Raw genomic sequence first — 21,386 nt, forward strand, 5'->3', positions numbered from 1 at the left:
CGGCATGACCGGGACGTCAACGCCGCCAAGAATCTCGTTGTCGCCGCCGGGCTGGCGGAGACGAAAAACGCCTGCGGAGCGGACGTCAGACACGAAGGGCAACCTTCCGTGCAGTCTGCGATGAACCAGGAACCCTCCCGGGTGACCGGGGGAATCCCACGCCTTTAGGCGGGGGAGGATGTCAAGCCCGCTCCTCCCCCGCCACGCCCAGCCGGGCGACCAGGTCGCCCAGCGCGGCGGCGCCCCCGGCGGTCAGCCCGGGGGTGGGCAGCAGCGCGAGCACCGGCACGTCCACCCCCGCCTCGGCGTAGCGGCGCACCTGGGCGCGGCAGTGCTTGGGCGAGCCGTGCAGCACCAGCGCGTCGACCACCTCGTCGGGCACGGCCGCACCGGCGCCGCGCCGGTCCCCGGCAGCCCAGGCCGCCCACATCGCGCCGAGCGCGCTCTCCCGGCCCAGCCAGCGGTGGAACTCGGCGTACGCCGGCACGGTCAGATAGCTGCTGATCAGCCGCCGGCCGATGGTGCGGGCGTAGCCGGCGTCCTCGGTGGGGCAGACGAAGATCCGGGCGACAATCTCGAAGCCGGCGCCGCGCCCGCCCAGCTCGGCGAGGGCCTTCGGCACGTCGTCGGCGGCGAGCCAGTTGAGGATCACCCCGTCGGCCTCCGCGGCGGCCAGCCGGAGCATCCCCGGGCGCAGCGCGGCCAGCAGCACCGGCGGCGGCACCGCCGGTGGGCGTTCCAGGCTGAACCGGCGGACGGCGAAGGTGTCGAACGCCCCGTCCACGGTCTGGCCGCGCAGCGCCGCCTTGAGGAAGCGCAGCACGTCCCGGGTACGCCGGAACGGCTCGCTGAACGGGACCGCGTTCCAGTCGTTGACCAGCACCGGCGAGGAGGCGCCGATGCCCAGCGCGAAGCGCCCCGGGGCGGCCTCCGCGAGCGCGGCGGCGCTCATCGCCAGCAGCCCGGGCCCCCGGGTGAAGACCGGGGTGATCGCGGTGCCCAGGCGCAGCCGCGGCTGCCAGGCGGCGGCGAGGGCGAGCGGGGTGAACGCGTCGGCGCCGTTGACCTCCGACGACCAGACATCGGTGAAACCGGCCCCGTCGAGCGACGCGTAGACCGCGGCGTGGTCGGCGAGCGGGATACCACCCAACGGCACCGTCATGCCCCATCGGTTCGTCATCCGGTCGATCGTGCCCGCTCCCCCGCTCTGGGGACAAGAGCCGAAATCGGGCGTTGCCCACCGGTCGGGGCGGCGCAGAATGTTACGAACGCCTGTTGACATCCTCCCCCGCCTAAAGGCGGGGGATTCCCCCGGTCACCCGGGAGGGTTCCTGGTTCATCGCAGACTGCACGGAAGGTTGCCCCTCGTGTCTGACGTCCGCTCCGCAGGCGTTTTTCGTCTCCGCCAGCCCGGCGGCGACAACGAGATTCTTGGCGGCGTTGACGTCCCGGTCATGCCGGGTGCCGCAACTCGGACACGTCCAGTGACGTGTACCGAGCGAGAGTGTGGCGAGCAGATGCCCGCACGCCGAGCAGGTCTTGCTGGACGGATACCAGCGGTCCACGACGGCGAGGTGCCGGCCGTCGCGGTGCGCCTTGTAGGCCAGCAGGGTCCGGAACTCGGCCCAGCCGGTGCGGGAGATCGCCTTGGCGAGGCTGCGGTTACGGACCATGTTCGCCACCGCCAGATCCTCAACCGCGATGGCGTCGAACCGGCGCACCAAGGCTGTGCCGGTCTTATGGAGGAAGTCGCGGCGGGCATCCCGCACCCGGGAGTGCGCGCGGGCGACCTTCTGCTTGGCCTTGGCCCGGTTCGCGGAACCTTTCCGCTTGCGGGCCATCATCCGCTGGTACCGCATCAACCGGCGTTCGCGGCGCTCCATGTGCTTCGGGTGGACGATCCTGCCCTCATCGTCGGTCAGGCCCGGCACCGGCTGGGACAGTACCGCGAAGTCCGTGAGGCCGAGGTCGACGCCGACAACCCGACCGGCCGGTTCGGGGCCGTCCGGGGCGTCGACGTCGACGTCGACGGCGAAGGTGACGTACCAGCGGCCATCCGGATCACGCGACACGGTCACCGTCGACGGGTCCAGCGCGGTCACGTCCACATCCGGCCACGACCACACGACCCGCAGCGTTCCCGGGGCTTTGCCGAGAGACAGTTGCCCGTCACGCATCCGGAAGGCCGAACGGGTGTACGAGGCGCACTGGCGGCCGTGCCGCGACTTGTATCGGGGGTAGCGGGCGCGCTTGGCGAAGAACGCGGTCATCGCGGTGTGCTGGTGCCGCAACGTCTGCTGCAACGGCACGGAGCTGACTTCGTTGAGGAACGTCAACTCCGGCAGCCGCTTCATCTCGGTCAGCGCCCGGTCAGTCTCCGCGTACGACGTCGACTTGCCCTCGCCGTGGTAGCGGGCGTGGCGGGCGGCGAGGGTGCGGTTCCAGACCACACGGACACAGCCGAACGTACGGTTCAGCACGCCGGCCTGCTCCGGTGTCGGGTACGCCCGACACTTGTACGCCGTCCTCACAGGACCAATCTAACCAGAAAGGCCGATCATGGCTAAGGCAAACATGACCGCCATTCCTACCCGCCCTGAAGGACGGGGCATCCTGGCGGCAGTTCGGTGAGCTGGCGCGACGGACATCGGCGAACATGACGGGCGGCGGCGGGGGGCCTCCGCTGCCGGCGGCCGACAGCCCGCAGCGGGCGACGTTCCTCGAGCTCTTCTTCGACCTGGTGTACGTCTTCGCGCTGACCCGGATCTCGTTCCGCGCGTTCGAGGACCTCGCCCTGGAGCCGGGCGGCACCGAGGGCTGGTCCCCGGTGACCGGGGGCGGCAAGACGCTGCTGCTGGTCCTCGCGCTCTGGGCCGTCTGGCAGGGCACCGCCTGGTCGACCAGCCGCTACGACCCGCACCGCGGCTGGCTTCAGGCCATCGTGATCACGGCGCTGGTGAGCAGCATCGTGATGGGGGTGGCGATCCCCCGGGCGTTCACCCAGACCGGGCTGGCGTTCGCGCTGGCGTACGTGGTGGCGCAGGTGTCCCGGCCGGGGATCCTGCTGCTGGCGTTGGGGAGGCACCGGGACCGGCGCCTGGAACTGCGAATGCTGATCGTCCTCTGCGCGACCGGGGTGCTGTGGTTGACCGGCGCGCTGCTGCCGACCAACGCCCGGGTGGCGGTCTGGGCGCTGGCGCTCCTCCTGGAGTACCTCGCGGCCCGGTTCGGCTGGCCGGTGCCCGGGCTGGGCCGGTCCACGGTCAGCCGCTGGCGGGTCGCCGCGGAGCACCTGGCCGAGCGGTACCAGCAGTTCTTCCTGGTCGCGCTGGGCGAGACGATCCTGGTCACCAGCCTGGCGTACAGCAGCGGCGCGTTCGACCTGGCGCGGACCGCCGCGTTCGCGGTGTCGATCCTGACCTCGGTGCTGTTCTGGCGGATCTACGTGCAGCGGGCGGGGCAGATCCTGGCCGAGGCGGTGACGAAGTCCCGGCATCCGGCGAACACCGGCCGCTCCGCGGCGGACACCCACCTGGTGATGGTGGTGGGACTGGTGGCGAGCGCGATCGGCTACGAGCTGACCGTGCAGCATCCGCTCAACCGTCCCGAGGCGGCCTGGGTGGCGCTGATCCTGGGCGGTCCGCTGCTCTTCCTGCTCGGCCGGGCCCGGTTCGAGTACGAGGTCTTCGGCCGGGTGTCGCCGTCGCGCTGGGTCGCCACCGGGGTCCTGCTGGCGCTCGTGCCGGTGCTGCTGCACACCGCGCCGCTGGTCTCCGCGGCGCTGGCGTCGGTGGTGCTGGCCGGGGTGGCGGTCGCCGACGCGCGCCGCGCCCGGGGCAAGCCCCCGGAGGCGGCGTCGCCGCCGCTCTGACCGACCCGCCGGCCGACGCGGTGTCGCGACTGCCCAGGGTCGGCGGTCGGCGCTAACCTCCACGGGTGACCTTCTCCCTCGTCGCCCGGTCCGCCGACGGTCGCCTGCACGGCGTCGTGGTGGCCAGCAAGTTCCTCGCCGCCGGCGCGCTGGTGCCGGCCGCCGAGGCGGAGGTGGGCGCGCTCGCCACCCAGGCGCACGTCAACCTCGCCTACCGGCCGCAGGGGCTGGCCCTGCTGCGCAGCGGTGTCGCCGCCACCGACGTGGTCGCTGGCCTGGTCGCGGCCGACCCGGGCCGGGACGACCGCCAGCTCGGCGTGGTCGGCGGGACCGGCGACGGCGCCACCTGGACGGGCCTGCGCTGCCACGACTGGGCCGGCGGGCAGGCCGGCGACGGCTGGGCGGCCCAGGGCAACATCCTCGCCGGGCCGCACGTCATCGACGCCCTGCGCGACGCCTGGCTGGGCGGGGCGGCGCTGCCGTTCCCGCAACGGCTGCTCGCCGCGCTGCGCGCCGGCGACGAGGCCGGCGGCGACCGGCGCGGTCGGCAGAGCGCCGGCATCCTGGTGGTGCAGCGCCACGGTGGGTACGCGGGCACCGGCGACACCCTGGTCGACCTGCGGGTGGACGACCACCCCGACCCGGTCAGCGAGCTGGGACGGCTGCTGGACATCCACACGCTGCTCTTCGGCAAGCCCGACCCGGCCACCCTGCTGGACCTCACCGGCCCGCTCGCCGAGGAGGTCGCCGCCCTGCTCGGCGCCGTCGGGCACCCGGTCGACGGAGCGGGGCTGGACGACGCGCTCGCCTCCTGGGCCGGGGTGGAGAACCTGGAGGAGCGGCTGGTGCCCGGCCGGATCGACCCGATCGTCCTGGCCCACCTGCGCGCGGGCGTCCCGCACGTCCCCGCCCCCCGCACCGCGACCTGACCGACCACCCGGCCACCGGGCACCGCCTCCGGCGGCCGCACGCCGGGCTCGCCCCGGGCGGCCCACGGACACTCCGACCGGGGTCAGCTGCCGAAGGTGAGCCAGCGGAAGCCGGACGTCGCCACCTCGGCCCGTTCCGCCTCGGTGAGCGACAGCCGCCCGGTGCTCTTGCGGATCACGGTGAGCGGGTCCCAGCCGAGCCGCGCCGGGGCGGGACGGCCGCCGGTCAGCAGGTCGGCGACCACCCGGGCGGCGGTCGGGGTCAGCCACGGCCGCCGGTCCAGCGCGCCGGCCAGGTCCAGTCCGTGCACACCGACCTCGACCACCCGGGTGACCAGGAAGTCGGGCAGGGTCATCGCGTCGCCGTGCCGGGTGCGCACCACCCGGTCGACGGGCTGCGCCGCGACGGCGGAGTCGGTGCCCCGCCAGGCGGCGGTGAAGGCCGCCGCCGTCGCCGCCGCGTCGCCCGGTCGACGGGCCTCCCGGCGGGCGCTGTCCACCCGCGCGGCGTCGACCTCCGGGGTGAACTTCGCCGCGCCGAAGTAGGCCGCGGCGTCCACCTCGGCGCGGGGTGGGGCCGGCGCGGCGAGCATGTCGACCAGGCGGCCGGCGCCGGTGCTGACGTGGGCGACGAGGTCCCGTACGGCCCAGGGCGGGCAGGGGGTGGGGCGGTCCAGGTCCGCCTCGGTCAGGCTGCGCAGCACCTCGTCCAGCCGGGCGCACTCGTCCCGGAACGCCGTCCGTACCGTCTCCACCGGCCCGATCCTTTCCCCGCCGTCGCGGTCGTACCCTCGCACGCCGGTTTCGGCCGGCCGGTCGCGGGTATGCGCCGGGCCGGCGAGAGGGGGCGGGCGACAGATGGCCGGCATCATGCTGCGCAGCACCGCGTTCAACGACCACGACCAGCTGCCGGGGCGGTTCTCACGGGACGGCGGGAACGCGTCCCCGCCATTGCAGTGGTCCGACGTGCCGGAGTCGGCGACCGAACTGTTACTGCTGGTCGAGGACCCGGACGCTGGGCGGAGCCCGTTCCTGCACTGGCTGGTCACCGGGATCTCCCCGGCCTCCGGCGGGGTGGACGAGGGCATGGTCCCCGACGGCGGCCGGGAGTTGCCCAACGGCTTCGGCAACGCCGGGTGGGGCGGGCCGCACCCGCCGCAGGGCGACGAGGCGCACCGCTACTTCTTCCGGCTGTACGCGTTGCAGCGACCGATCGACCTCGCTGACGCGCCGCAGGCCGCCGACGTGCACGCGGCGCTGGCCGGCCGGGAACTGGCCAGCGGCACCATGGTCGGGACGTACCGGCGCTGATCAGCCCTTGTGGCGGGGCACCAGGCGGTGCACGGAGAGCAGCACCAGCGCGGCCACCACGCCCATCGTGCCGGCGATGCCGGCGGCGCTGCCCGCGTACCCGATGAAGAGCGGACGGCGGCTCAGCTCGTCGACCGGCACCTGCTGCTGGTCGAGCAGCCAGGACAGGGCCAGCCCGGAGGCGAGGACGACCGCCAACCCGCCCAGCCCGAGCACGGCGGCGGCGACCCGGTGCGCGTCCTCGGCAAAGACCTGCGCCCGCTCCCGCTGGAAGACCAGCAGGAGCAGCCCGGCCAACGCGGCCCAGACCCCGGCCACCAGGAACGCCGCCACGGCATCGCTGGGCCGGTGCCAGCCGGCGGAGAGGGTGGCCACGCCGGCGCTCGCGGCGTACGCGACGCCGAGGAACGCCCCGAGCGGACGCGCCTTGGGCGGCAGCACCAGGACCAGCGCCAGCGCCACCGACGCGGCGATGGTGGCGTGCCCGCTGGGCAGGCTGTTGCCGGCGGCGTCCCGTTCGGGGTCGATGCCGAGCGCTGGCCGGTCGAGGGTGTACTTGAGCAGTTGCGTGCTGGCGTTCGCGCCGGCGATCAGCAGGGTGGCCGCGACGGCGAGCGCCTTGCGCCCGCGGATCAGCGCGATGAAGCCGATCGCCGCCGTGGCGGCGAGCAGCGACACCACCGACATCGCGTTGAGGATCCGGTCGACCGGCCCCTCGATGCGGTCCTGGCCGATCCGGTTGCCGGTCAACGCGACCGTGTCGAGCCACTGGCCCGTCCCGGTGTGCACGGCGAAGCGCCACACCACAACGAGTGCGGTCGCCTGGACCAGACCCAGCACGACCAACCAGACCGCGGTCCAACCCCTTGCCGTCGCGAGCACCCGCACACCGTAACGGCAAGCCCGGCAGGTCGCTCGCTGGGCCACCGGTGCATCCCGACTATGTTGGGGCCGGACCTCGGGAGGTGACGGTGGGCGGTACGGCGGAACGGGAACCGGCGGTCGCTGATCGACCGGAGTCGCTGGCGGACCTGCTGGGCGGGCGGCGTGGCGCGGTGGACGCCACGCTGCCGCCGGTGGCGTTCACCCTCGGCTGGCTGCTGACCGGGCGGTCCATCGCCGGCGGGGTGGCGGCGGCCGTGCTGACCGGCATGGCGGTGGCCGGGTGGCGGCTGCGCCGGGGCGACCGGCCGAGGTCGGTGCTGATCGGGTTGCTCGCTGTCTGCGTCGCCGCGTTGATCGCGCTCTACACCGGACGGGCGGCCGACTTCTTCCTGGTGCAGGTCTTCTCCAACGCGGCCAGCGCGCTGGTCTGGGTGGTCAGCATCGTGGTGCGCTGGCCGCTGCTGGGGGTGGTGGTCGGGGTGGCGTTGCGGCAGCGGGGCCGGTGGCGGCGGGACCGGGCGCTGTTGCGGGCGTACTCGCGGGGCAGCTGGGTCTGGGCCGCGACGTACGCGTTGCGGGTGGCCGTGTTCCTGCCGCTCTACTTCGGTGGTCAGGTGGTCGCGCTGACGGTGGCGCGGGCGGCGCTGACCTGGCCGCTGGTGGCGGCGGCGCTGACGGTGAGCTGGGTGCTGATCCGGCGGTCGCTGCCGGCCGGCCACCCGGGGTTGCGGCATCCGGTGACCACGGGCGGAAGCTGACCACGGGCGGAAAGATTAAGGGAGAGGCCGCCACGGGGGGAGCGGCCTCTCCGAGAAATACGGTACTCCGTCGCGCGGTGCCGTGTGATCCCACGACGCCCACTTTTTTCGCGGCTTTTCCATGACAGCAGGGACAGCGGGCGGTGTGGTGGGCCTCCCGATCCGCTGGGTCGACCGGCCGGCCGACCCACCCCGGCCCGATCGTGGGAGCCCGGCCGCCCGCCGACCGGGCGGTCCGCTCCCCCGGGCCTGGCCGGGCCCCGGGTGGGTGGCGCCGCGCCACCCACCCGGGAGGATCAGCTCTGCTGCCAGTCGGCGAGGCGCCTCCGCCCGCCCGGCCGGCCTCGCTTGCTGTCTGCGTCCCGCCCGGCGCGCGTCGACGCCCCACCGGCGCCCGTCACCTTCACTTCCCCCATCCCGGCCGCCTCCGCGCGGCCCTCTAGGCTGGTGGTCCGCCCCGAGGCGGCCGGAACGCCGCATGCCGGTGCTGGGAGCGCTCCCGCCTGTCGGGGCGGCCCGCACCCTGAGGAGAAATGCTCATGTCGATACTCACCCGGCGGCGACTGCTCCGCCGCGCCGCGCTCTCCGCCACCGCCACCGCCGGGTTCTCCCCGGCCGGGGCGGCCGTGGCCGCTGCGGCCGCCGCCGTGACGGCCGGCTGCGACACCCCGCCGGGCGGGGACCCGGCCGCCACCCTTGGCGCGGGCAGCCTGCGCTTCCCGCGTGACTTCGGCTGGGGCGCGGCCACCTCGGCGTACCAGATCGAAGGCGCCGCCAAGGAGGACGGGCGGGGCGAGTCGATCTGGGACACCTTCAGCCGTACGCCGGGGCGTACCCGCAACGGCGACACCGGCGACGTGGCCGCGGACCACTACCACCGCTGGGCGGAGGACCTGGACCTGATGCGCGACCTCGGCCTGCGCAGCTACCGGTTCTCCGTCTCCTGGCCCCGCATCCAGGCCGACGGCACCGGCGGACCCAACCAGCGCGGCCTGGACTTCTACCGCCGGCTCGTCGACGGCCTGCACGAGCGCGGGATCGCGCCCATGGTCACCCTCTTCCACTGGGACCTGCCCCAGTCGCTGCAGGACGCCGGCGGCTGGGAGAACCGGGACACCGCGTACCGCTTCGCCGACTACGCCGACGCCATGTTCCGGGGCCTGGGCGACCAGGTGCCGGTCTGGCTGACCGTCAACGAGCCGAAGACCGTGGTGCAGAACGGCTACCTCGGGGGGCACCACGCCCCCGGCCGGCGGGACCCGGCCGCCGCCTACCTGGTCGCCCACCACCTCCAGCTCGCGCACGGCCTGGCGGTACGCGCCCTGCGCGCCACCGGCTCCACCGCACGGATCGGCCCGGCGTTCAACCTGCACCCGTGCTACCCGGCCGACGACACCCCGGCCGCCGCCGCGGCCACCCGGCTCTACGACGGGTACGAGAACCGGCTCTACCTGGACTCCGTCCTCACCGGCGCCTACCCCGCCGACGTGCTGGCCGACCTCGGCGAGGACAGCCGGATGGCACGCGGCATCACCGACGGCGACCTGGAGATCATCTCCAGCCCGGTCGACCTGCTGGCCGTGCAGTACTACACGCCGATCTACGTCACCGCCGACGGTCGCACCGTCCGGCGCTGGGCCACCTCCGAGGCGCATTGGCAGCAGATCTACCCGGAGGGGATGTACGACATCCTGACCCGGGTCACCCGCGACTACGGCCCCGTCCCGATCACCGTCACCGAGAACGGCCTGCCCTGCCCGGACGTCCTGGGCGCCGACGGCACCGTCGACGACGCCGGCCGGATCGCCTTCCTGCGGGACCACTTCGCCGCCGCGCACCGCGCGATCGTCGACGGCGTGCCGCTGGAGAGCTACCACGTCTGGTCGCTGCTGGACAACTTCGAGTGGGCCGAGGGGTACGACCAGCGCTGGGGACTGGTCTACGTGGACTACCCCACCCAGCGTCGCATCCCCAAGCACAGCGCGCACTGGTACCGGCAGGTGATCAGCGACAACGGCCTCTGAACCCCCACCGGCCGGGGCCGGCGCGCCGGACCGCGTGGGGGCGGTCCGATGGACCGACCCATCCCGGCCGGACGGGCCCGGCCCGCGGGCGCCGGTCCGGGCCGAGCGGGGGCCATCGGTCAGCGGGGGCGCTCGGTCAGCGGGGCAGCGCCTGCTGCAACTCGGCGCGGAGCGCCGGGGTGAGCATCTCACCGGCCTGCTTGGCCAGCCGGGCCATCTCGTAGCCGACCACGCCGATGTCGGCGTCCGCCCCGGCCAGCGTGGCCAGGATGGAGCCGTCGCGGATCTGCATCACCAGGAAGTAGCCGCGCCCCATCTCGACGACCGTCTGCTTGACGACGTCGCCGTCGAACATCTGGGCAGCCCCCGCGGTGATGCTCATCAGCCCGGAGGTCACCGCGGCGAGCTTGTCGGCGTGGTCCCGGGGCAGGTGTGCCGAGACCGCCACCAGCAGCCCGTCGGAGGAGACCACCACCGCGTGGGCCACCCCCGGCACCCGCTCCGCGAACGCGTTCACCAGCCAGCTCAGGTCCTGCGCCTCCTGGCTCAACGTCATCACTGTCGTCCTGCTTCCTACTCGTTGCTCATAGCTGAGCAGTTCGGATGATTCGCTCTCCGCCCAGCGGTGGCTGGGTTGGAGTCCTGGACCGGCAGTCTGGTCCGGTGGCGATCGGTCCGGTCCTGCAGGATCTGCTTCACCGTGTGGTGTGGGGTGTGCAGGGCGATGTCGGGGTCGCCGGCTCGGTGCAGGATGTTGATCGCGGCGTTCACGTCGGCCTGCCACACCACCCCGCACGGAGTGCAGTGAAACCGGTCCCCGCTACGTCGGCCGAAGGCGCCGCAGCGGTGACAGGTTTGTGAGGTGTAGGCGGCGTTGACGGGAACGAGCGTAGAACCTCTACGCTCCGACACGCTTTTCAGGGCCTCGGCGGTGACTCCTTTGGTCCATGCGGCGAGACGCCGGTTGATGTTCTTAGGAAGCTTCTTGCGTCCGGTGAAGCGTTTGGTGAGATCCTCGGCGATCACGGTGACGGCCTCGTCGACGACCTCGTGCACGGCGGTGAAGATCTCCGTACGCACCCGCGCCCGATGCCGGGCCGCCTGCCGATCCCGCTTCACCGTGCCGAGATTGTCGACCTTGATCCGGTGCGCTTTCGCGTGGTCACCACGCAGGGCGGCGGTGTTCGCAATCGAGCGCAGCTTCGCCCGACGCCGGTTACGTTCCTTCAACCGATCCGACTGGGCGGTCAGCAGCACGCCGAGCCCTGCACCGTGGGGCTGGCCGTCGGAGTCGGTCAGGGCTTCGGTGTAGCCCTTGTCCACACCCAACGTCCGGTCGCCGCACGGCCGCTGCGACGACCGCATCTGCGCCGCGTCGATCTGGTAGTGCACCTCGACCCGGCCGCTGCGCAGGATCAGCCGCAAGGTACCCGTCGGCGCGACCGTCGTGGACAACGGGATCCTGACCATCTTGCGGGGCTCGAGGCCGGGAATCGCCAGCCACAACCGGCCCCGCCCGTCAACGAGCGTGTTGTACTTGTCGGCGCGCACCACGATCTGATCGTGTGTGCGGTTGCGGCCCCGCTTCCAATGCTTACGCATCTGCCGGGCCAGGAACGGGTCACTGGCCCACTGGTCCGCCTTCAGCGCGGTGAACATCCGCTTACGCTCGGCCGGATCGTTGGTGCGTCGGCTGATCGCCCGCCGGACGTCGACCTTGGCCGCCTCCAGGTTCGCTGCGATGTCGGCCATGGCGTCGCGGACGGTTTCCTTCCACGCATTTGCCAGCACACCAAACAACGCGTGTGTGCCGTCGGCCAGCCACCGGTCCCGCACTTGCCGGTCTCTCAACCCGGACCCGACTCCGAGGACCGAGCCGTACCGCTGCCACACCTCGCTGCGCACCCGACCCAACCGACAGGCCTGCTCCACCAGGACGGCATACCTGCCCGAATTCAGGCGGGCCGAGTAGGCGATCCGGGTGACCTTCACCGGTCACCCTCCATGGCCAAGTCCGCCCTTTTCAACTCCTTCTCGTAGCGGCGCAGACCATACAGCCGGCACGAGAAGGAGTGCACGATGTCCAGGAAGTCCTCGACCAACTCCTGCCGCGGGGACAGGGACTCCTGGTTGGCCACCACGATCTCGCAGCCGCCACGCGCCGCCACATGCTCCAGCAAATCGAACCCGAACCGGGCCAACCGGTCCTCGTGCGCCACCACCACAGTGGCGACCTCACCCCGGTCGACGGCGTCCATCAACGCCAGGAACTTCTCACGGCGAAGATTCATCCCACCGCCGACCTCGCTGATCCACTCATCCACAGCCAGACCACGAGCGAGACAGAACTGTTGCATCGCCGCCACCTGCGAGGCCAAATCCGGCTTCTGACCCGGCGACGAGACCCGGCAGTACACCACAACCTTCCGCCGGTCGGCGTCGAAACCCGACTGCAGCACCCTACGCACATCCGAATCGTCGAAATACCGCTGCCCGGACGGCAAACGACGGGCCGCAATCCGGCCCTCCGCCTCCCACCGACGCACCGTGCTCACCGAGCGACCCACCCGCCTGGCAAACTCGCCGATCCGATAAACACTACCCACGACAGTCAATTATGGACAGCTCTAAAAAGGAAAGCAACCACTAGTAGCTGCTCCTTCGCCGTGCCCACCCGCGGGCGGCAAGATTGTCTCCCGGGTCTCCTCGATCTCCGCCCGGCGGACCCCGCTGTACAGCCGCGACAGCATCCCGCCGACCGCCTCCGGGTCCGGGTCCTCCCGGAACCCGGAAACGCTCGGACGGGCCGGCTCGATGACGGCGGAGAGCTGCGCCATCGGCACCCGCACCGGGAGGCCACGATGGTTGGTGCCCCCGGTGACCGGTGACGCGGGAGGTGGCGTCACCCCACCGGTCGACACCGGTGCGGAGGGCATCGGCCCCTGGCGGGACCACCAGACACCCCCGGCCGCCGGGGCGCCGGCGGCCGGCGACAACACGTCCTCGGCGCGGACCGGCACCGGCCGCCACTGGGCGGGCGCCACCGGAGCCGGGGCGGGGCGACGGCCCGCCACCGGCAACTCCGGCGAAGCCGGCGGACCGGCCGGACGGATCGGCCCACCGGGCCCGGTCGCGCCGGCGACCGCCGTGGTGAGCATCCGCGGCGACACCGGCGCGTCCAGCTGCGCCGAAGGCCGAGCGGCCAACAGCGTGACGGGGAGCTGAATCCGGGCGGCCAGGCCCTGGGCGCCGCCGCTGAGGCGTACCCGGATGCCGTGCCGGGCGGCGAGGTGACTGACCACGAACAGGCCCATCCGCTCCGAGGCGGCGACGTCGGCGGCCGGCGGGGAGGCCAGCAGCGTGTTGGCGTGGTCCAGTGCGGCCGGGCTCATCCCGAGCCCCTGGTCGGCGATCTCCAGCAGTGCGCCGCCGCCCTCGGCGCGGGCGTTCACCCGGACCACGGTGTCCGGCCGGGAGAAGGCGGTGGCGTTCTCCAGCAGCTCGGCCAGCAGGTGCACCAGTTCCCCGACGACGTGCCCGACCACGTGCAGGTCGGCCACCGACTCGCGGCGGACCCGCTGGTACTGCTCGATCTCCGCGCTGGCGGCGAGGAGCACCGCCCCGAGACCGACCGGGCGGTTCCACCGCCGGGTGGACTCGGTGCCGGCCAACACCAGCAGGCTCTCGTCGTTACGGCGCATCCGGGCGGCCAGATGATCCAGCTTGAACAGGTTCTCCAGCTGGACCGGGTCGGCCTCCTCCCGTTCCAGGTCGTCGAGCAACTCCAGCTGCCGCTCCACCAGCACCTGGCTGCGTCGGGCCAGGTTGACGAACATCGCGTTGACGGTGCGCCGCGTCTCCGCCTGCTCCATCGCGACGCTGACCGCGCTGCGGTGCACGGCGACGAACGCCTCGGCCAACTCGCCGATCTCGTCGCGGGCACGGACGACCGGGGGTGGCACGTCGATCGTGGGGACGCCGCCCTGCACGGACCGGAGCCGGTCCAGCGCGTCCGGCAGCTCGATGTGCGCGATCCGCAGGGCCTGGCCGCGCAACCGCTGCATCGAGTTGGCGATGGACCGGCCGATCAGCAGGGCGAGCAGCACGGCGAGCCCGAGCACCACGACGATGCCGCCGGCCACCAGCAGGGTGGTACGCAGCCGGTCGCCGCTGACCTCGTCGGCCTGGGTCACCGCGTCGTCCAGCACCCGCGCCTCCAGCTGGCGCAGCAGCTCCTGCCGCGCCTCGCTGGCAGCCCACCACTGGGCCGCGGGCAGCACCTCCGCCCGGGCGTCGCCGGTGGGCAGGCTCCTCTCCTCCAGCTTCATCGCGCCGACGAACGCGGGATCGACCGAGGTCCGGTCGTAGAGCTGGACCTGCCCGTTGGTGGCGGCGACCCGGAACGCGCCGAGCGCGGCCAGCTGCTGGGCCCGCAGGTCGGTGAGAGTGACCTCGTCGTCCAGGTCGTACCGGTCGGCCCGGGCGGCCGCGTAGAGCTGCCCGCGGATCCGGGACGACAGCTCCTTGACCCGGGCCAGCTGCACGTAGCGCAGCACGGCGTCGGTGAGGGCGCGCTGCCCCTCCCCGGGCGAGGGCTCCGCCAGCAGGTTGAGCAGCGCGTCGATGGCCCGGTGGTAGTTGCTCAGGATGGTGTCGCTGCTCAGCACCGCCGGCGGCACCGTGGGCCGGATGTAGACCACCTGGTCGTACGCCCTCAGTGCCTCCCCGTACGCCACCCGCCAGGACGCGTCGGCGTCGGCCAGCGGCTGCGCCGCCCCGCGCAGGTCGGTGACGGCCTCGTCGGTGGCCACCTGCAACGGCCGCAGCGCGTTGATCGCGGCGTCCCGGTCGGCCCCGGCCCCGACCCGGCGCAGCTCGGCCAGCTCCCCCGCCGAGCGGTCCCGCTCCTGCTGGAGCCGGTCCACCACGGTGATGATCTGCCGGCCGATGCCGACCTGCCGGGCGAAGTCGCTCAGCACGGTGGTCTGCCCGACCAGCGCCGCGGTCTGCACCCCGGCGAGCACCAGGAAGGCCACGGACGGAATGACCAGTACCGTGGCGAGCTTGGTGCGCATCCGCCAGTCGCGCAGCCGGAACGGCGAGCGCCGCCGGTGGGGGACGGCCTGGACGTCCCACCGGCTCCGACCCGGCTGCTCGCCCCGCGTCCGGTCGGGACCTGCGCCCACACCTGCCTCCTCGGTCCCCGCCTCCCCGCGTCAGGGATCGGGTCCATCCAACCAGGCCCGCGAGCTGTGTCAACGGGCCATGAGGCACGTCTGTCAGGAAGCGGCGCCGGAGGGCTCGGGCGCGCGCTCCCCGCCGATCCGGTCGGCCACCGGCAGCCGGTCCGCCTCGGCCACCCGGCCCAGCGCCACCAGCGCCGCCCCGATGGCACCGATCTCCGGCTCGGCGCGATGCCGTACCGGCCGGGGGGCCAGCGCCGCGGCGAACGCCGCGCGCCACCAGGCGGAGGCCGCCAACGCTCCCCCGCCCAGCACCACCTCGACCGGTGCGTCCGCGGTGGACTCCAGCACAGCCAGGTCGTCGGCGGACATCCGGCACAGGCCGGCCATCAGTCCGGCCAGGATCTCGACGCCGGCGGTGGAGAAGCTGAGCCCACGCAGCAGGCCCACGCCGGCCGGGGCGACGCCGGGCGGCCGGTCGCCGCCGAGGCGGGGGTCCGCCACCACCCCGCCGCCGTCCGGCGGCACGCGGGCCAGCGCGGCCGCCAACTCCGGGCCCTCGGGCAGCCGCAGCTCCCGGTTGGCCCAGGCGAACAGGTTGCCGCCGCAGGAGTAGGCCGCCCCGGTCACGATGTACTCGTGGTCCACCCGGTAGCGCCAGAGCTGCTCCGGCAGCGGCGGGAGCCGTTCCCCGGCCGGGAGCCGTTGCAGCAGGCGGATCGCGGCGGAGGTGCCCACGGTCACCGCGGCGCGCCGCCGGTCCACGCAACCGGAGCCCACGTTGGACGCGGCCCCGTCACCAACCGGGGCGGCCCAGGCCGCAGCAACCAGCTGCGGCCACCGGCGGGCGTGCTCCGGGCGCAGCCTCCCGCGCCACCGCGTCGGCGCCAGCTCGGGCAGCTCGCCCGGGCGCAGGCCGGCCAGGTCGCAGGCCTCGGCGTCCCAGCTCAGCGCGCGCAGGTCGAGCAGCCCGGTGCCGGAGGCCATGGAGACCGACATCGGCGCGGCGTCGAGCAGCTCGCCGAGGACGTACTCGACCAGGCCGGCGAACCGGGCGACCGGGGTGCCGGACCGCGCCCGCAGCCAGGGCAGCCGGACCGGCCAGTAGCAGCGGTGCCACCACGCGCCGGTGCGTTCGTGGTAGGCGTCCGGATCGGCCGGTCCGGCAGCGCCAGGGGCCGGCGCTGGGCGGGTGTCCAGCCAGGTGAGGACCGGTCCGAGTGGCGCACCGGTGTGGTCCAGCGGCAGCACCGAGTGCCACTGCGCCGAGATCGCGACCAGCTCCACCTCCCGCAGGTGCCCGGCGGCGGCGAGCTCGTCCAGGCACTCCGCCAGGCAGGCCAGGTAACGCGCGGCGTCGAGGGTGCCGGTGCCGTCGTCACCGACGCTCAGGTGCACCTTGCGGCGGGCCAGCGCGCCCGGCCGCGGTTCCGCGTCGGCGTCCAGCACGAGCCCGCGTACCGAGGACGTGCCGAGGTCGAGAGCGAGAATGTTCATCGCGGGTCACGGTACCCGCCGGTCGGGCCGACGAAGCCTCGATCAGTGGCCGGCGCGTGACCGCGTACCCCGGACGGCTTCCGTGCCCGGCGGCGGACGCGTAGGGTGGTCGGCATGCTCGCGCACCTGTCCTGCTGGTGGCCCGCCGACCCGGCGGCCTCCTTCCGCGCGTAGCTTTCCCCGCGGCCGCCCGACGAGGCGGCCGCCGGTACATCCCCGGCTCCCCGGACCGCCTCGAACGGGCGGCGCCGACGGCCCGGAGGAGAACCGACCTTCACCGGGATGCTCGCCCACCAGCTCGGCGCCCTGAGCCTCACCGTGGACGTCCGTCCGTGGCAGCGGGCCGCCCCGCTCGACGGGTACGACCTGGTGGTGGTGGGGCCCGGGCCGGGCGACCCGGGCGCGGTCACCGAGCCGAAGATGGCGGCGCTGTGCGCGCTGCTGGCCGACCGGCTGGCCGCCGGGCTGCCGACGCTCGCGGTCTGCCTCGGCCACCAGCTGCTCGCTCGCCTGCTGGCACTGCCGCTGCACCGGCGGCAGGCGCCGTACCAGGGGTTGCAGCGGGACGTGTCGGTCTTCGGCTGGGCGGCCCCGGTTTCGCCGGGGTGCAGTTCCACCCGGAGTCGGTGCTCAGCCGGGACGGCATGGCGGTCCTGGCGGATCTGCTCGGGCACCTGCTGGCCCGTCCGGCGCTGACCGCGCATGGTCCGACCGATCGCGGGTAGGGGTTGCGGCGACCGGTGGACCGGACGGGTCGAGAGCCCCCGCCCGGGCCACCGGTCGCCTCGTGCGTCAGCTCGCCGCCATGCCGCGCTTGACCGCCGCGCCGAGGCGCACCGCCCGCTTGGCGGTCAGGGCGGTGGCGGCCAACGCCAGGTGGTCCGGGGCGATCTCCCCGTTGTTGCTGGTGTGCGAGGCGCCGTACGGGTTGCCCGCGACGAACTGGCTGGGGTCGGTGTAGCCGGGGGTCACCACGATGCCGCCCCAGTGGTAGAAGATCGTGAACAGGGACAACAGGGTGGACTCCTGCCCACCGTGGGAGGTGGCGGTGGAGGTGAAGGCGCTGTAGACCTTGTCGGCCAGGGCGCCCTGCGACCAGAGCGGGCCGGTGGTGTCGATGAACTGCTTGAGCTGAGCGGCGACCATGCCGTAACGGGTGGGCGAGCCGAAAATGAGCACATCGGCCCAGGACAGGTCGTCGAGCTGGGCCTCGGGGACGTCCTGCGTCTCCAGGTGGTGGGCCTGCCAGCCCGAGTTGGACCGGATCGCCTCGTCCGGCGCCAGCTCGTGCACCTTCCGCAGGCGCACCTCCGCGCCGGCCTCGCCGGCGGCCTCGCAGGCCGCCTGCGCCATCTGGTAGGTGATGCCGGTCGCGCTGTAGTAGATCACCGCTACCTTGACCTGGCCGTCCATCGACACGTCCCTCCTCAATTCGGATCAGCTCCCGCGACTACCCGTTACTTGCGGGGTGAAACTGCGCAGGTCGGCCGATCCGGTCCGGCTGTGGCACGGATGGGGGCTCCGCCACCGGGTCGGCGGCCTGAGCGTCCGGCTCAGTGTCGGTGCCGCCACCTAGGCTGGCCGTCGTTCTCGGCGGAAGGGCGGCGACGTGCGGTTGACCGGTGGCGAGGCGTTGGCGTTGCGGATGAGCAGCCTGCTGTTGCGGGAGCACCCGCGCGGCCGGCCGCGGGACGTCGCCGGCGTGGTCGGGTGGTTCGGCGCGATGCAGGCCCAGGACGTGGCGAGCGGCATGTGGTCGCTGGGCGCGCGGCTGCCCGGGTGGACGGCGGCGGACGTGCGGGCGGCGCTGGAACGCCGGGAGGCGTTGCGGACCTGGCCGATGCGGGGCACCGTGCACCTCGTACCCCCGCGGGACGCCCGCTGGATGTTGGAGCTGACCGGCGTGCGGGCGCTGACCGGTGCGGCGGCCCGCCGGGCCGCGCTCGGCCTCACCGAGGCCGAGGCCGACCGGGCGGCCGAGGTGCTCGGCGCCGCGCTGGCCGGCGGCGGCCGGCTCACCCGCGCACAGTGCCTGGCCACCCTGGCCGCCGCCGGCATCGACACCGCCGGGCAGCGCGGCTACCACCTGCTCTGGTACGCCAGCCAGCGCGGCGTCACCTGCATCGCGCCGCACGTCGGCACCGAGCAGACCTTCGCCCTGCTTGCCGAGTGGGCGCCCGCGCCACACCGCCCGGAGCGCGACGAGGCGCTCGGCCTGCTGGCGCTGCGCTACTTCCGCAGCCACGGGCCGACCACCCGGCAGGACTTTGCCGGTTGGACGGGGCTGACCGCCGCCGACGCCAGGCGGGGCATCGCGGTGGCCGGCGACGAACTGGCGACCGTGGAGGTCGACGGGGTGCCGGCCGTCGTCGACACGGCCCTGCTCGATGCGCCCCGCACGCCGCGCGACGACGTGCTGGCGCTGCCCGGGTTCGACGAATACCTGCTCGGCTACAAGGACCGCACGCTGATGCTCGACCCGGCGCACCGGCAGGCCGTGGTCCCTGGCGGCAACGGTGTCTTCCAGTCCACGATCGTGCGCGGCGGCCGGGTGGTCGGCACCTGGAAGCGCACCGTCGGCCGGGCCCGGGTCACCGCGACGGTGCGGCCGCTGGCCCCGTTCGACGCGGCGGTGCGCGGGCGGGTCGAGGCGGCGCTGGAGGGGTACGCCCACTTCCTCGGCCTGCCCCTTCGTCACTCCTGGTGACAGCGATTCCGCGCGGCGCGGGTCGTCACGTTCCGTCATCGGGCTGACGCCTCATCAAGACCCGCTCCCGCCGCCGAGTACAGCCCAGCCTCCTGACCGGCCACGATGCCGAACGCCGCGCCCGTCCCGCCACCCTCCCTCGCACGCTTTGCTCTGCTGCCCTCCCCGCAACAGAAACCGACAGTCACTGTTGCCTGCGCGGCAGCAGAGCAAAGCGTGCGGCTGAGGTACCCACCGCAGGAGCCGGTCGTAACCTGCGGTAACGGTGCCGGAGCGCGGCCCGGGGCCGGTGCGGCGCCGAGGTCGGTGACTTGCCGGTGCGGCGACCGGTGCGGTGCACGCGCGAGGGGCCGTCGGCCAAGGCGCCCGCGACCCGGCCGCAACCCGATCATGGGCCGACCACAGCCCGCCGCACCGCCAGCCGGTTCGCCGCGCGGTGCGCCGTCGGGCCACACGCGGGGCGGCGTGATGTCGGGGCCGGCGGGCATGATGACCGGATGATCGCGCGCTTCAAGGACCTCTGCATGGACGCCGCCGACCCCCACTCGCTGGGCGGGTTCTGGGCCCGGATCCTCGGTGGCGAGGTGATCGACACCGGCGACGGGGACGTCCGGGTCGACCCGCGGCCGGCCGGGGCCGGGCCGGAGTCGATCTGGGTCAACCGGGTGCCCGAACCGCGTACCGGCAAGACCCGGGTCCACCTGGACCTGCGGCTGGCCGACGCCGACCCGGCGGCGCTGCTGGCCGCCGGCGCCCGGCTGGTGCAGGAGCCGGACGCCGAGGTCAGCTGGTGGGTCCTCGCCGACCCGGAGGGCAACCAGTTCTGCGCGTTCGCGCCCCGGGAGGGCGCCCGGCCCGGGCCGTTCGAGCTGGTGGTGGACAGCGCCGACCCGATCGCCCAGGCCACCTGGTGGGCGGGCGTGGTGGGCGGGCGGGTGGAGACCTCGGAGGAGGGCCACGCCTCGGTGGTCGGCGCGGCCGGCTTCCCGTGGGACTACTGGGTCTTCGACCCGGTGCCCGAGCGGAAGCGGGTGAAGAACCGGGTGCACTGGGACGTCGACCTGCCCGGCCGGGACGCCACCGCGCTGATCGCCGCCGGGGCGACGCTGCTACGCGAGCCCGACGAGACGGTCGGCTGGTGGGTGCTCGCCGACCCGGAAGGCAACGAGTTCTGCGCCTTCGCCCCGCGCCCCGCGGCCTGACCGGCGGCCGTCCCAGCAGGTGGGCGCGGCGGGGCTACCCTGCGCCCAACGGGTCAGCTAGCGTTTGGACGACTCCCCGAGCCAGCGCGTCGCCGTCGAAGTCGATACGCCTCTGGCCGACCCACAACCCGCCCGATCGGTTGGTTCTCGCGCGAACTTCCCTCTGCCGGTCCACCGGTTGGGCAGGATCGTCCCCACGAGGAGGTGCCGTCGTGCAGGACACCCGCGCACTCGCCCTGACGTTCGAGGTGAGCGGCCTGCCACCGGTCAAGACCGAAGCGCTGTCCATCTTCGCCGCCGGGCATCGGCAGGCGACGAGGGTCCGCGCCCTGCTCCAGGCGGCCTGCGCCGCGGCTCAGCACACCGGCTGGACGCCGCTGGCCGGGCCGGTCGAGGTCGACCTGACCATGCGCTGCCCGCCGGGACACCGCACCTCGGACGCCAGCAGCCTGCTCGGCGGCGTGTGCGCCGTGCTCCAGGACAAGAAGCGGGTCGCCAACATCGGGCTGGCCCACCTCGGCGTCCTGGTCGACGTGGCGCTCTACGCAAACGACCGGCAGATCCGGCGGCTGTCGTACGTGGAGGAGTCCGCGGAGGACTTCTCGTACCAGGTTCGGGTGGCCGCCGTACCGGCCGGGGTTTGACCGACGACCGCGGTGGGGTACCGCGGACGCCGACGAAGGGAGCGCCGATGTCGGAGCCACATGTCACGCTCGACCCGAGCGGGCTCGACCCCGTGCAGCAGAAGCTGCGCGGCCCGCTGGAGGATCAGCTGACCTCGGCCCTGCAGGCGGCCACCGACCGGGTCCGCGCCAGCTATGCGGGCGAGCCGGTCGAGCAGGTCTGCCAGCGGCTGCTCGACGAGACCCGCGCCGGGCTGCACCCGGACATCGCCGCCGGGTTCAACCCGGACATGGACGAGTTCTGCCGGGTGGCGGTGGCGATCGTCCGCGAGGTCTCCTGAGGTCGTCTCGCACCAGTCCCCCGCCGCCAGCGCCGGCCTGGGCCAGAGCGATGGT

The 21,386-nt window shown here is 73.7% G+C and carries 19 protein-coding genes and 1 pseudogene; 10 read left to right on the plus strand and 10 right to left on the minus strand.

Going from position 1 to position 21,386, the window contains the following annotated elements; translation table 11 throughout:
* Window positions 1–181: 181 nt before the first annotated feature.
* Window positions 182–1,162: an LLM class F420-dependent oxidoreductase gene (locus tag ABZ807_RS29600; protein ID WP_357165179.1), complete on the minus strand. Its 981-nt coding sequence runs from the start codon at window positions 1,160–1,162 to the stop codon at window positions 182–184.
* Between the two features lie 130 nt (window positions 1,163–1,292).
* Complete coding sequence (locus ABZ807_RS29605; RefSeq protein WP_357165118.1) at window positions 1,293–2,531, minus strand: RNA-guided endonuclease TnpB family protein; 1,239 nt, start codon at window positions 2,529–2,531, stop codon at window positions 1,293–1,295.
* Between the two features lie 125 nt (window positions 2,532–2,656).
* Between ABZ807_RS29605 and ABZ807_RS29610 the strand changes: the two genes are divergently transcribed.
* Window positions 2,657–3,871, plus strand: coding sequence for a low temperature requirement protein A (locus ABZ807_RS29610; protein WP_357165121.1), 1,215 nt, complete (start codon window positions 2,657–2,659; stop codon window positions 3,869–3,871).
* A gap of 65 nt (window positions 3,872–3,936) precedes the next feature.
* On the plus strand, window positions 3,937–4,800 hold the full coding sequence (locus ABZ807_RS29615) for a DUF1028 domain-containing protein (RefSeq protein WP_357165124.1): 864 nt from the start codon (window positions 3,937–3,939) through the stop codon (window positions 4,798–4,800).
* Between the two features lie 83 nt (window positions 4,801–4,883).
* Here the strand turns inward: ABZ807_RS29615 and ABZ807_RS29620 are convergent, their stop codons facing one another.
* Window positions 4,884–5,555: a maleylpyruvate isomerase N-terminal domain-containing protein gene (locus ABZ807_RS29620; RefSeq protein WP_357165125.1), complete on the minus strand. Its 672-nt coding sequence runs from the start codon at window positions 5,553–5,555 to the stop codon at window positions 4,884–4,886.
* A gap of 103 nt (window positions 5,556–5,658) precedes the next feature.
* On the opposite strand from ABZ807_RS29620, the gene ABZ807_RS29625 reads away from it, so the two are divergent.
* Window positions 5,659–6,111 (plus strand): YbhB/YbcL family Raf kinase inhibitor-like protein, encoded by a 453-nt coding sequence (locus ABZ807_RS29625; protein WP_357165128.1) that lies wholly within the window; start codon window positions 5,659–5,661, stop codon window positions 6,109–6,111.
* Here the strand turns inward: ABZ807_RS29625 and ABZ807_RS29630 are convergent, their stop codons facing one another.
* Window positions 6,112–6,999 (minus strand): phosphatase PAP2 family protein, encoded by an 888-nt coding sequence (locus tag ABZ807_RS29630; protein ID WP_357165131.1) that lies wholly within the window; start codon window positions 6,997–6,999, stop codon window positions 6,112–6,114.
* Window positions 7,000–7,082: 83 nt separating this feature from the next.
* Between ABZ807_RS29630 and ABZ807_RS29635 the strand changes: the two genes are divergently transcribed.
* Together ABZ807_RS29635 and ABZ807_RS29640 are read left to right on the plus strand one after the other, a co-directional pair.
* Window positions 7,083–7,754, plus strand: coding sequence for a DUF3159 domain-containing protein (locus tag ABZ807_RS29635; protein ID WP_357165134.1), 672 nt, complete (start codon window positions 7,083–7,085; stop codon window positions 7,752–7,754).
* Window positions 7,755–8,293: 539 nt separating this feature from the next.
* Window positions 8,294–9,778 carry a GH1 family beta-glucosidase gene (locus ABZ807_RS29640; RefSeq protein WP_357165137.1) on the plus strand — a complete coding sequence of 495 codons (1,485 nt, stop codon included), beginning with the start codon at window positions 8,294–8,296 and terminating at the stop codon, window positions 9,776–9,778.
* Window positions 9,779–9,914: 136 nt separating this feature from the next.
* On the opposite strand, the gene ABZ807_RS29645 is transcribed toward ABZ807_RS29640, so the two are convergent.
* The 5 genes from ABZ807_RS29645 to ABZ807_RS29665 all read right to left on the minus strand — a co-directional run bounded on the left by ABZ807_RS29645 (window position 9,915) and on the right by ABZ807_RS29665 (window position 16,458).
* A complete protein-coding gene (locus ABZ807_RS29645) occupies window positions 9,915–10,328 on the minus strand; it encodes a roadblock/LC7 domain-containing protein (RefSeq protein ID WP_357165182.1) in 414 nt (137 codons plus the stop codon).
* Between the two features lie 23 nt (window positions 10,329–10,351).
* A complete protein-coding gene (locus tag ABZ807_RS29650) occupies window positions 10,352–11,770 on the minus strand; it encodes a transposase (RefSeq protein WP_357165140.1) in 1,419 nt (472 codons plus the stop codon).
* Window positions 11,767–12,384, minus strand: coding sequence for an IS607 family transposase (locus ABZ807_RS29655; RefSeq protein ID WP_357165143.1), 618 nt, complete (start codon window positions 12,382–12,384; stop codon window positions 11,767–11,769). The genes ABZ807_RS29650 and ABZ807_RS29655 overlap by 4 nt, the downstream gene beginning before the upstream one ends.
* A 21-nt stretch (window positions 12,385–12,405) precedes the next feature.
* Window positions 12,406–14,964, minus strand: coding sequence for a nitrate- and nitrite sensing domain-containing protein (locus tag ABZ807_RS29660; protein WP_357165146.1), 2,559 nt, complete (start codon window positions 14,962–14,964; stop codon window positions 12,406–12,408).
* Between the two features lie 93 nt (window positions 14,965–15,057).
* Window positions 15,058–16,458 (minus strand): FGGY family carbohydrate kinase, encoded by a 1,401-nt coding sequence (locus ABZ807_RS29665; protein WP_357165149.1) that lies wholly within the window; start codon window positions 16,456–16,458, stop codon window positions 15,058–15,060.
* Window positions 16,459–16,719: 261 nt separating this feature from the next.
* Here ABZ807_RS29665 and ABZ807_RS29670 point away from each other — a divergent pair.
* Window positions 16,720–17,183: pseudogene (locus ABZ807_RS29670) on the plus strand (chorismate-binding protein); the annotation flags it as partial.
* A gap of 67 nt (window positions 17,184–17,250) precedes the next feature.
* Here the strand turns inward: ABZ807_RS29670 and wrbA are convergent.
* The gene (gene wrbA, locus ABZ807_RS29675; protein WP_357165152.1) at window positions 17,251–17,871 is read right to left on the minus strand and encodes an NAD(P)H:quinone oxidoreductase; all 621 of its coding nucleotides are present in this window, start codon (window positions 17,869–17,871) and stop codon (window positions 17,251–17,253) included.
* 232 nt (window positions 17,872–18,103) lie between these two features.
* On the opposite strand from wrbA, the gene ABZ807_RS29680 reads away from it, so the two are divergent.
* The 4 genes from ABZ807_RS29680 (at window position 18,104) to ABZ807_RS29695 (ending at window position 21,331) form a co-directional block, all read left to right on the plus strand.
* Window positions 18,104–19,165, plus strand: a complete 1,062-nt coding sequence (locus ABZ807_RS29680) for a winged helix DNA-binding domain-containing protein (protein WP_357165186.1) — start codon at window positions 18,104–18,106, stop codon at window positions 19,163–19,165.
* A 497-nt stretch (window positions 19,166–19,662) separates the two neighbouring features.
* Window positions 19,663–20,367, plus strand: coding sequence for a VOC family protein (locus tag ABZ807_RS29685; protein ID WP_357165155.1), 705 nt, complete (start codon window positions 19,663–19,665; stop codon window positions 20,365–20,367).
* A 212-nt stretch (window positions 20,368–20,579) separates the two neighbouring features.
* A complete protein-coding gene (locus ABZ807_RS29690) occupies window positions 20,580–21,011 on the plus strand; it encodes a hypothetical protein (protein ID WP_357165158.1) in 432 nt (143 codons plus the stop codon).
* A 47-nt stretch (window positions 21,012–21,058) separates the two neighbouring features.
* A complete protein-coding gene (locus ABZ807_RS29695; RefSeq protein ID WP_357165161.1) occupies window positions 21,059–21,331 on the plus strand; it encodes a hypothetical protein in 273 nt (90 codons plus the stop codon).
* Window positions 21,332–21,386 lie beyond the last annotated feature (55 nt).

Origin of the sequence: Micromonospora sp. NPDC047548, assembly GCF_040642975.1 — a bacterium.
Taxonomy (GTDB): Bacteria; Actinomycetota; Actinomycetes; order Mycobacteriales; family Micromonosporaceae; genus Micromonospora.

Bases quoted from the DNA above. Each gene is read 5' to 3' on its own strand.
- ABZ807_RS29600 (WP_357165179.1), bottom strand. From the start codon at position 1,162: ATGACGGTGCCGTTGGGTGGTATCCCGCTCGCCGACCACGCCGCGGTC.
- ABZ807_RS29610 (WP_357165121.1), top strand. From the start codon at position 2,657: ATGACGGGCGGCGGCGGGGGGCCTCCGCTGCCGGCGGCCGACAGCCCG.
- ABZ807_RS29625 (WP_357165128.1), top strand. From the start codon at position 5,659: ATGGCCGGCATCATGCTGCGCAGCACCGCGTTCAACGACCACGACCAG.
- ABZ807_RS29640 (WP_357165137.1), top strand. From the start codon at position 8,294: ATGTCGATACTCACCCGGCGGCGACTGCTCCGCCGCGCCGCGCTCTCC.
- ABZ807_RS29665 (WP_357165149.1), bottom strand. From the start codon at position 16,458: ATGAACATTCTCGCTCTCGACCTCGGCACGTCCTCGGTACGCGGGCTC.
- wrbA (WP_357165152.1), bottom strand. From the start codon at position 17,871: ATGGACGGCCAGGTCAAGGTAGCGGTGATCTACTACAGCGCGACCGGC.
- ABZ807_RS29680 (WP_357165186.1), top strand. From the start codon at position 18,104: ATGAGCAGCCTGCTGTTGCGGGAGCACCCGCGCGGCCGGCCGCGGGAC.
- ABZ807_RS29685 (WP_357165155.1), top strand. From the start codon at position 19,663: ATGATCGCGCGCTTCAAGGACCTCTGCATGGACGCCGCCGACCCCCAC.
- ABZ807_RS29695 (WP_357165161.1), top strand. From the start codon at position 21,059: ATGTCGGAGCCACATGTCACGCTCGACCCGAGCGGGCTCGACCCCGTG.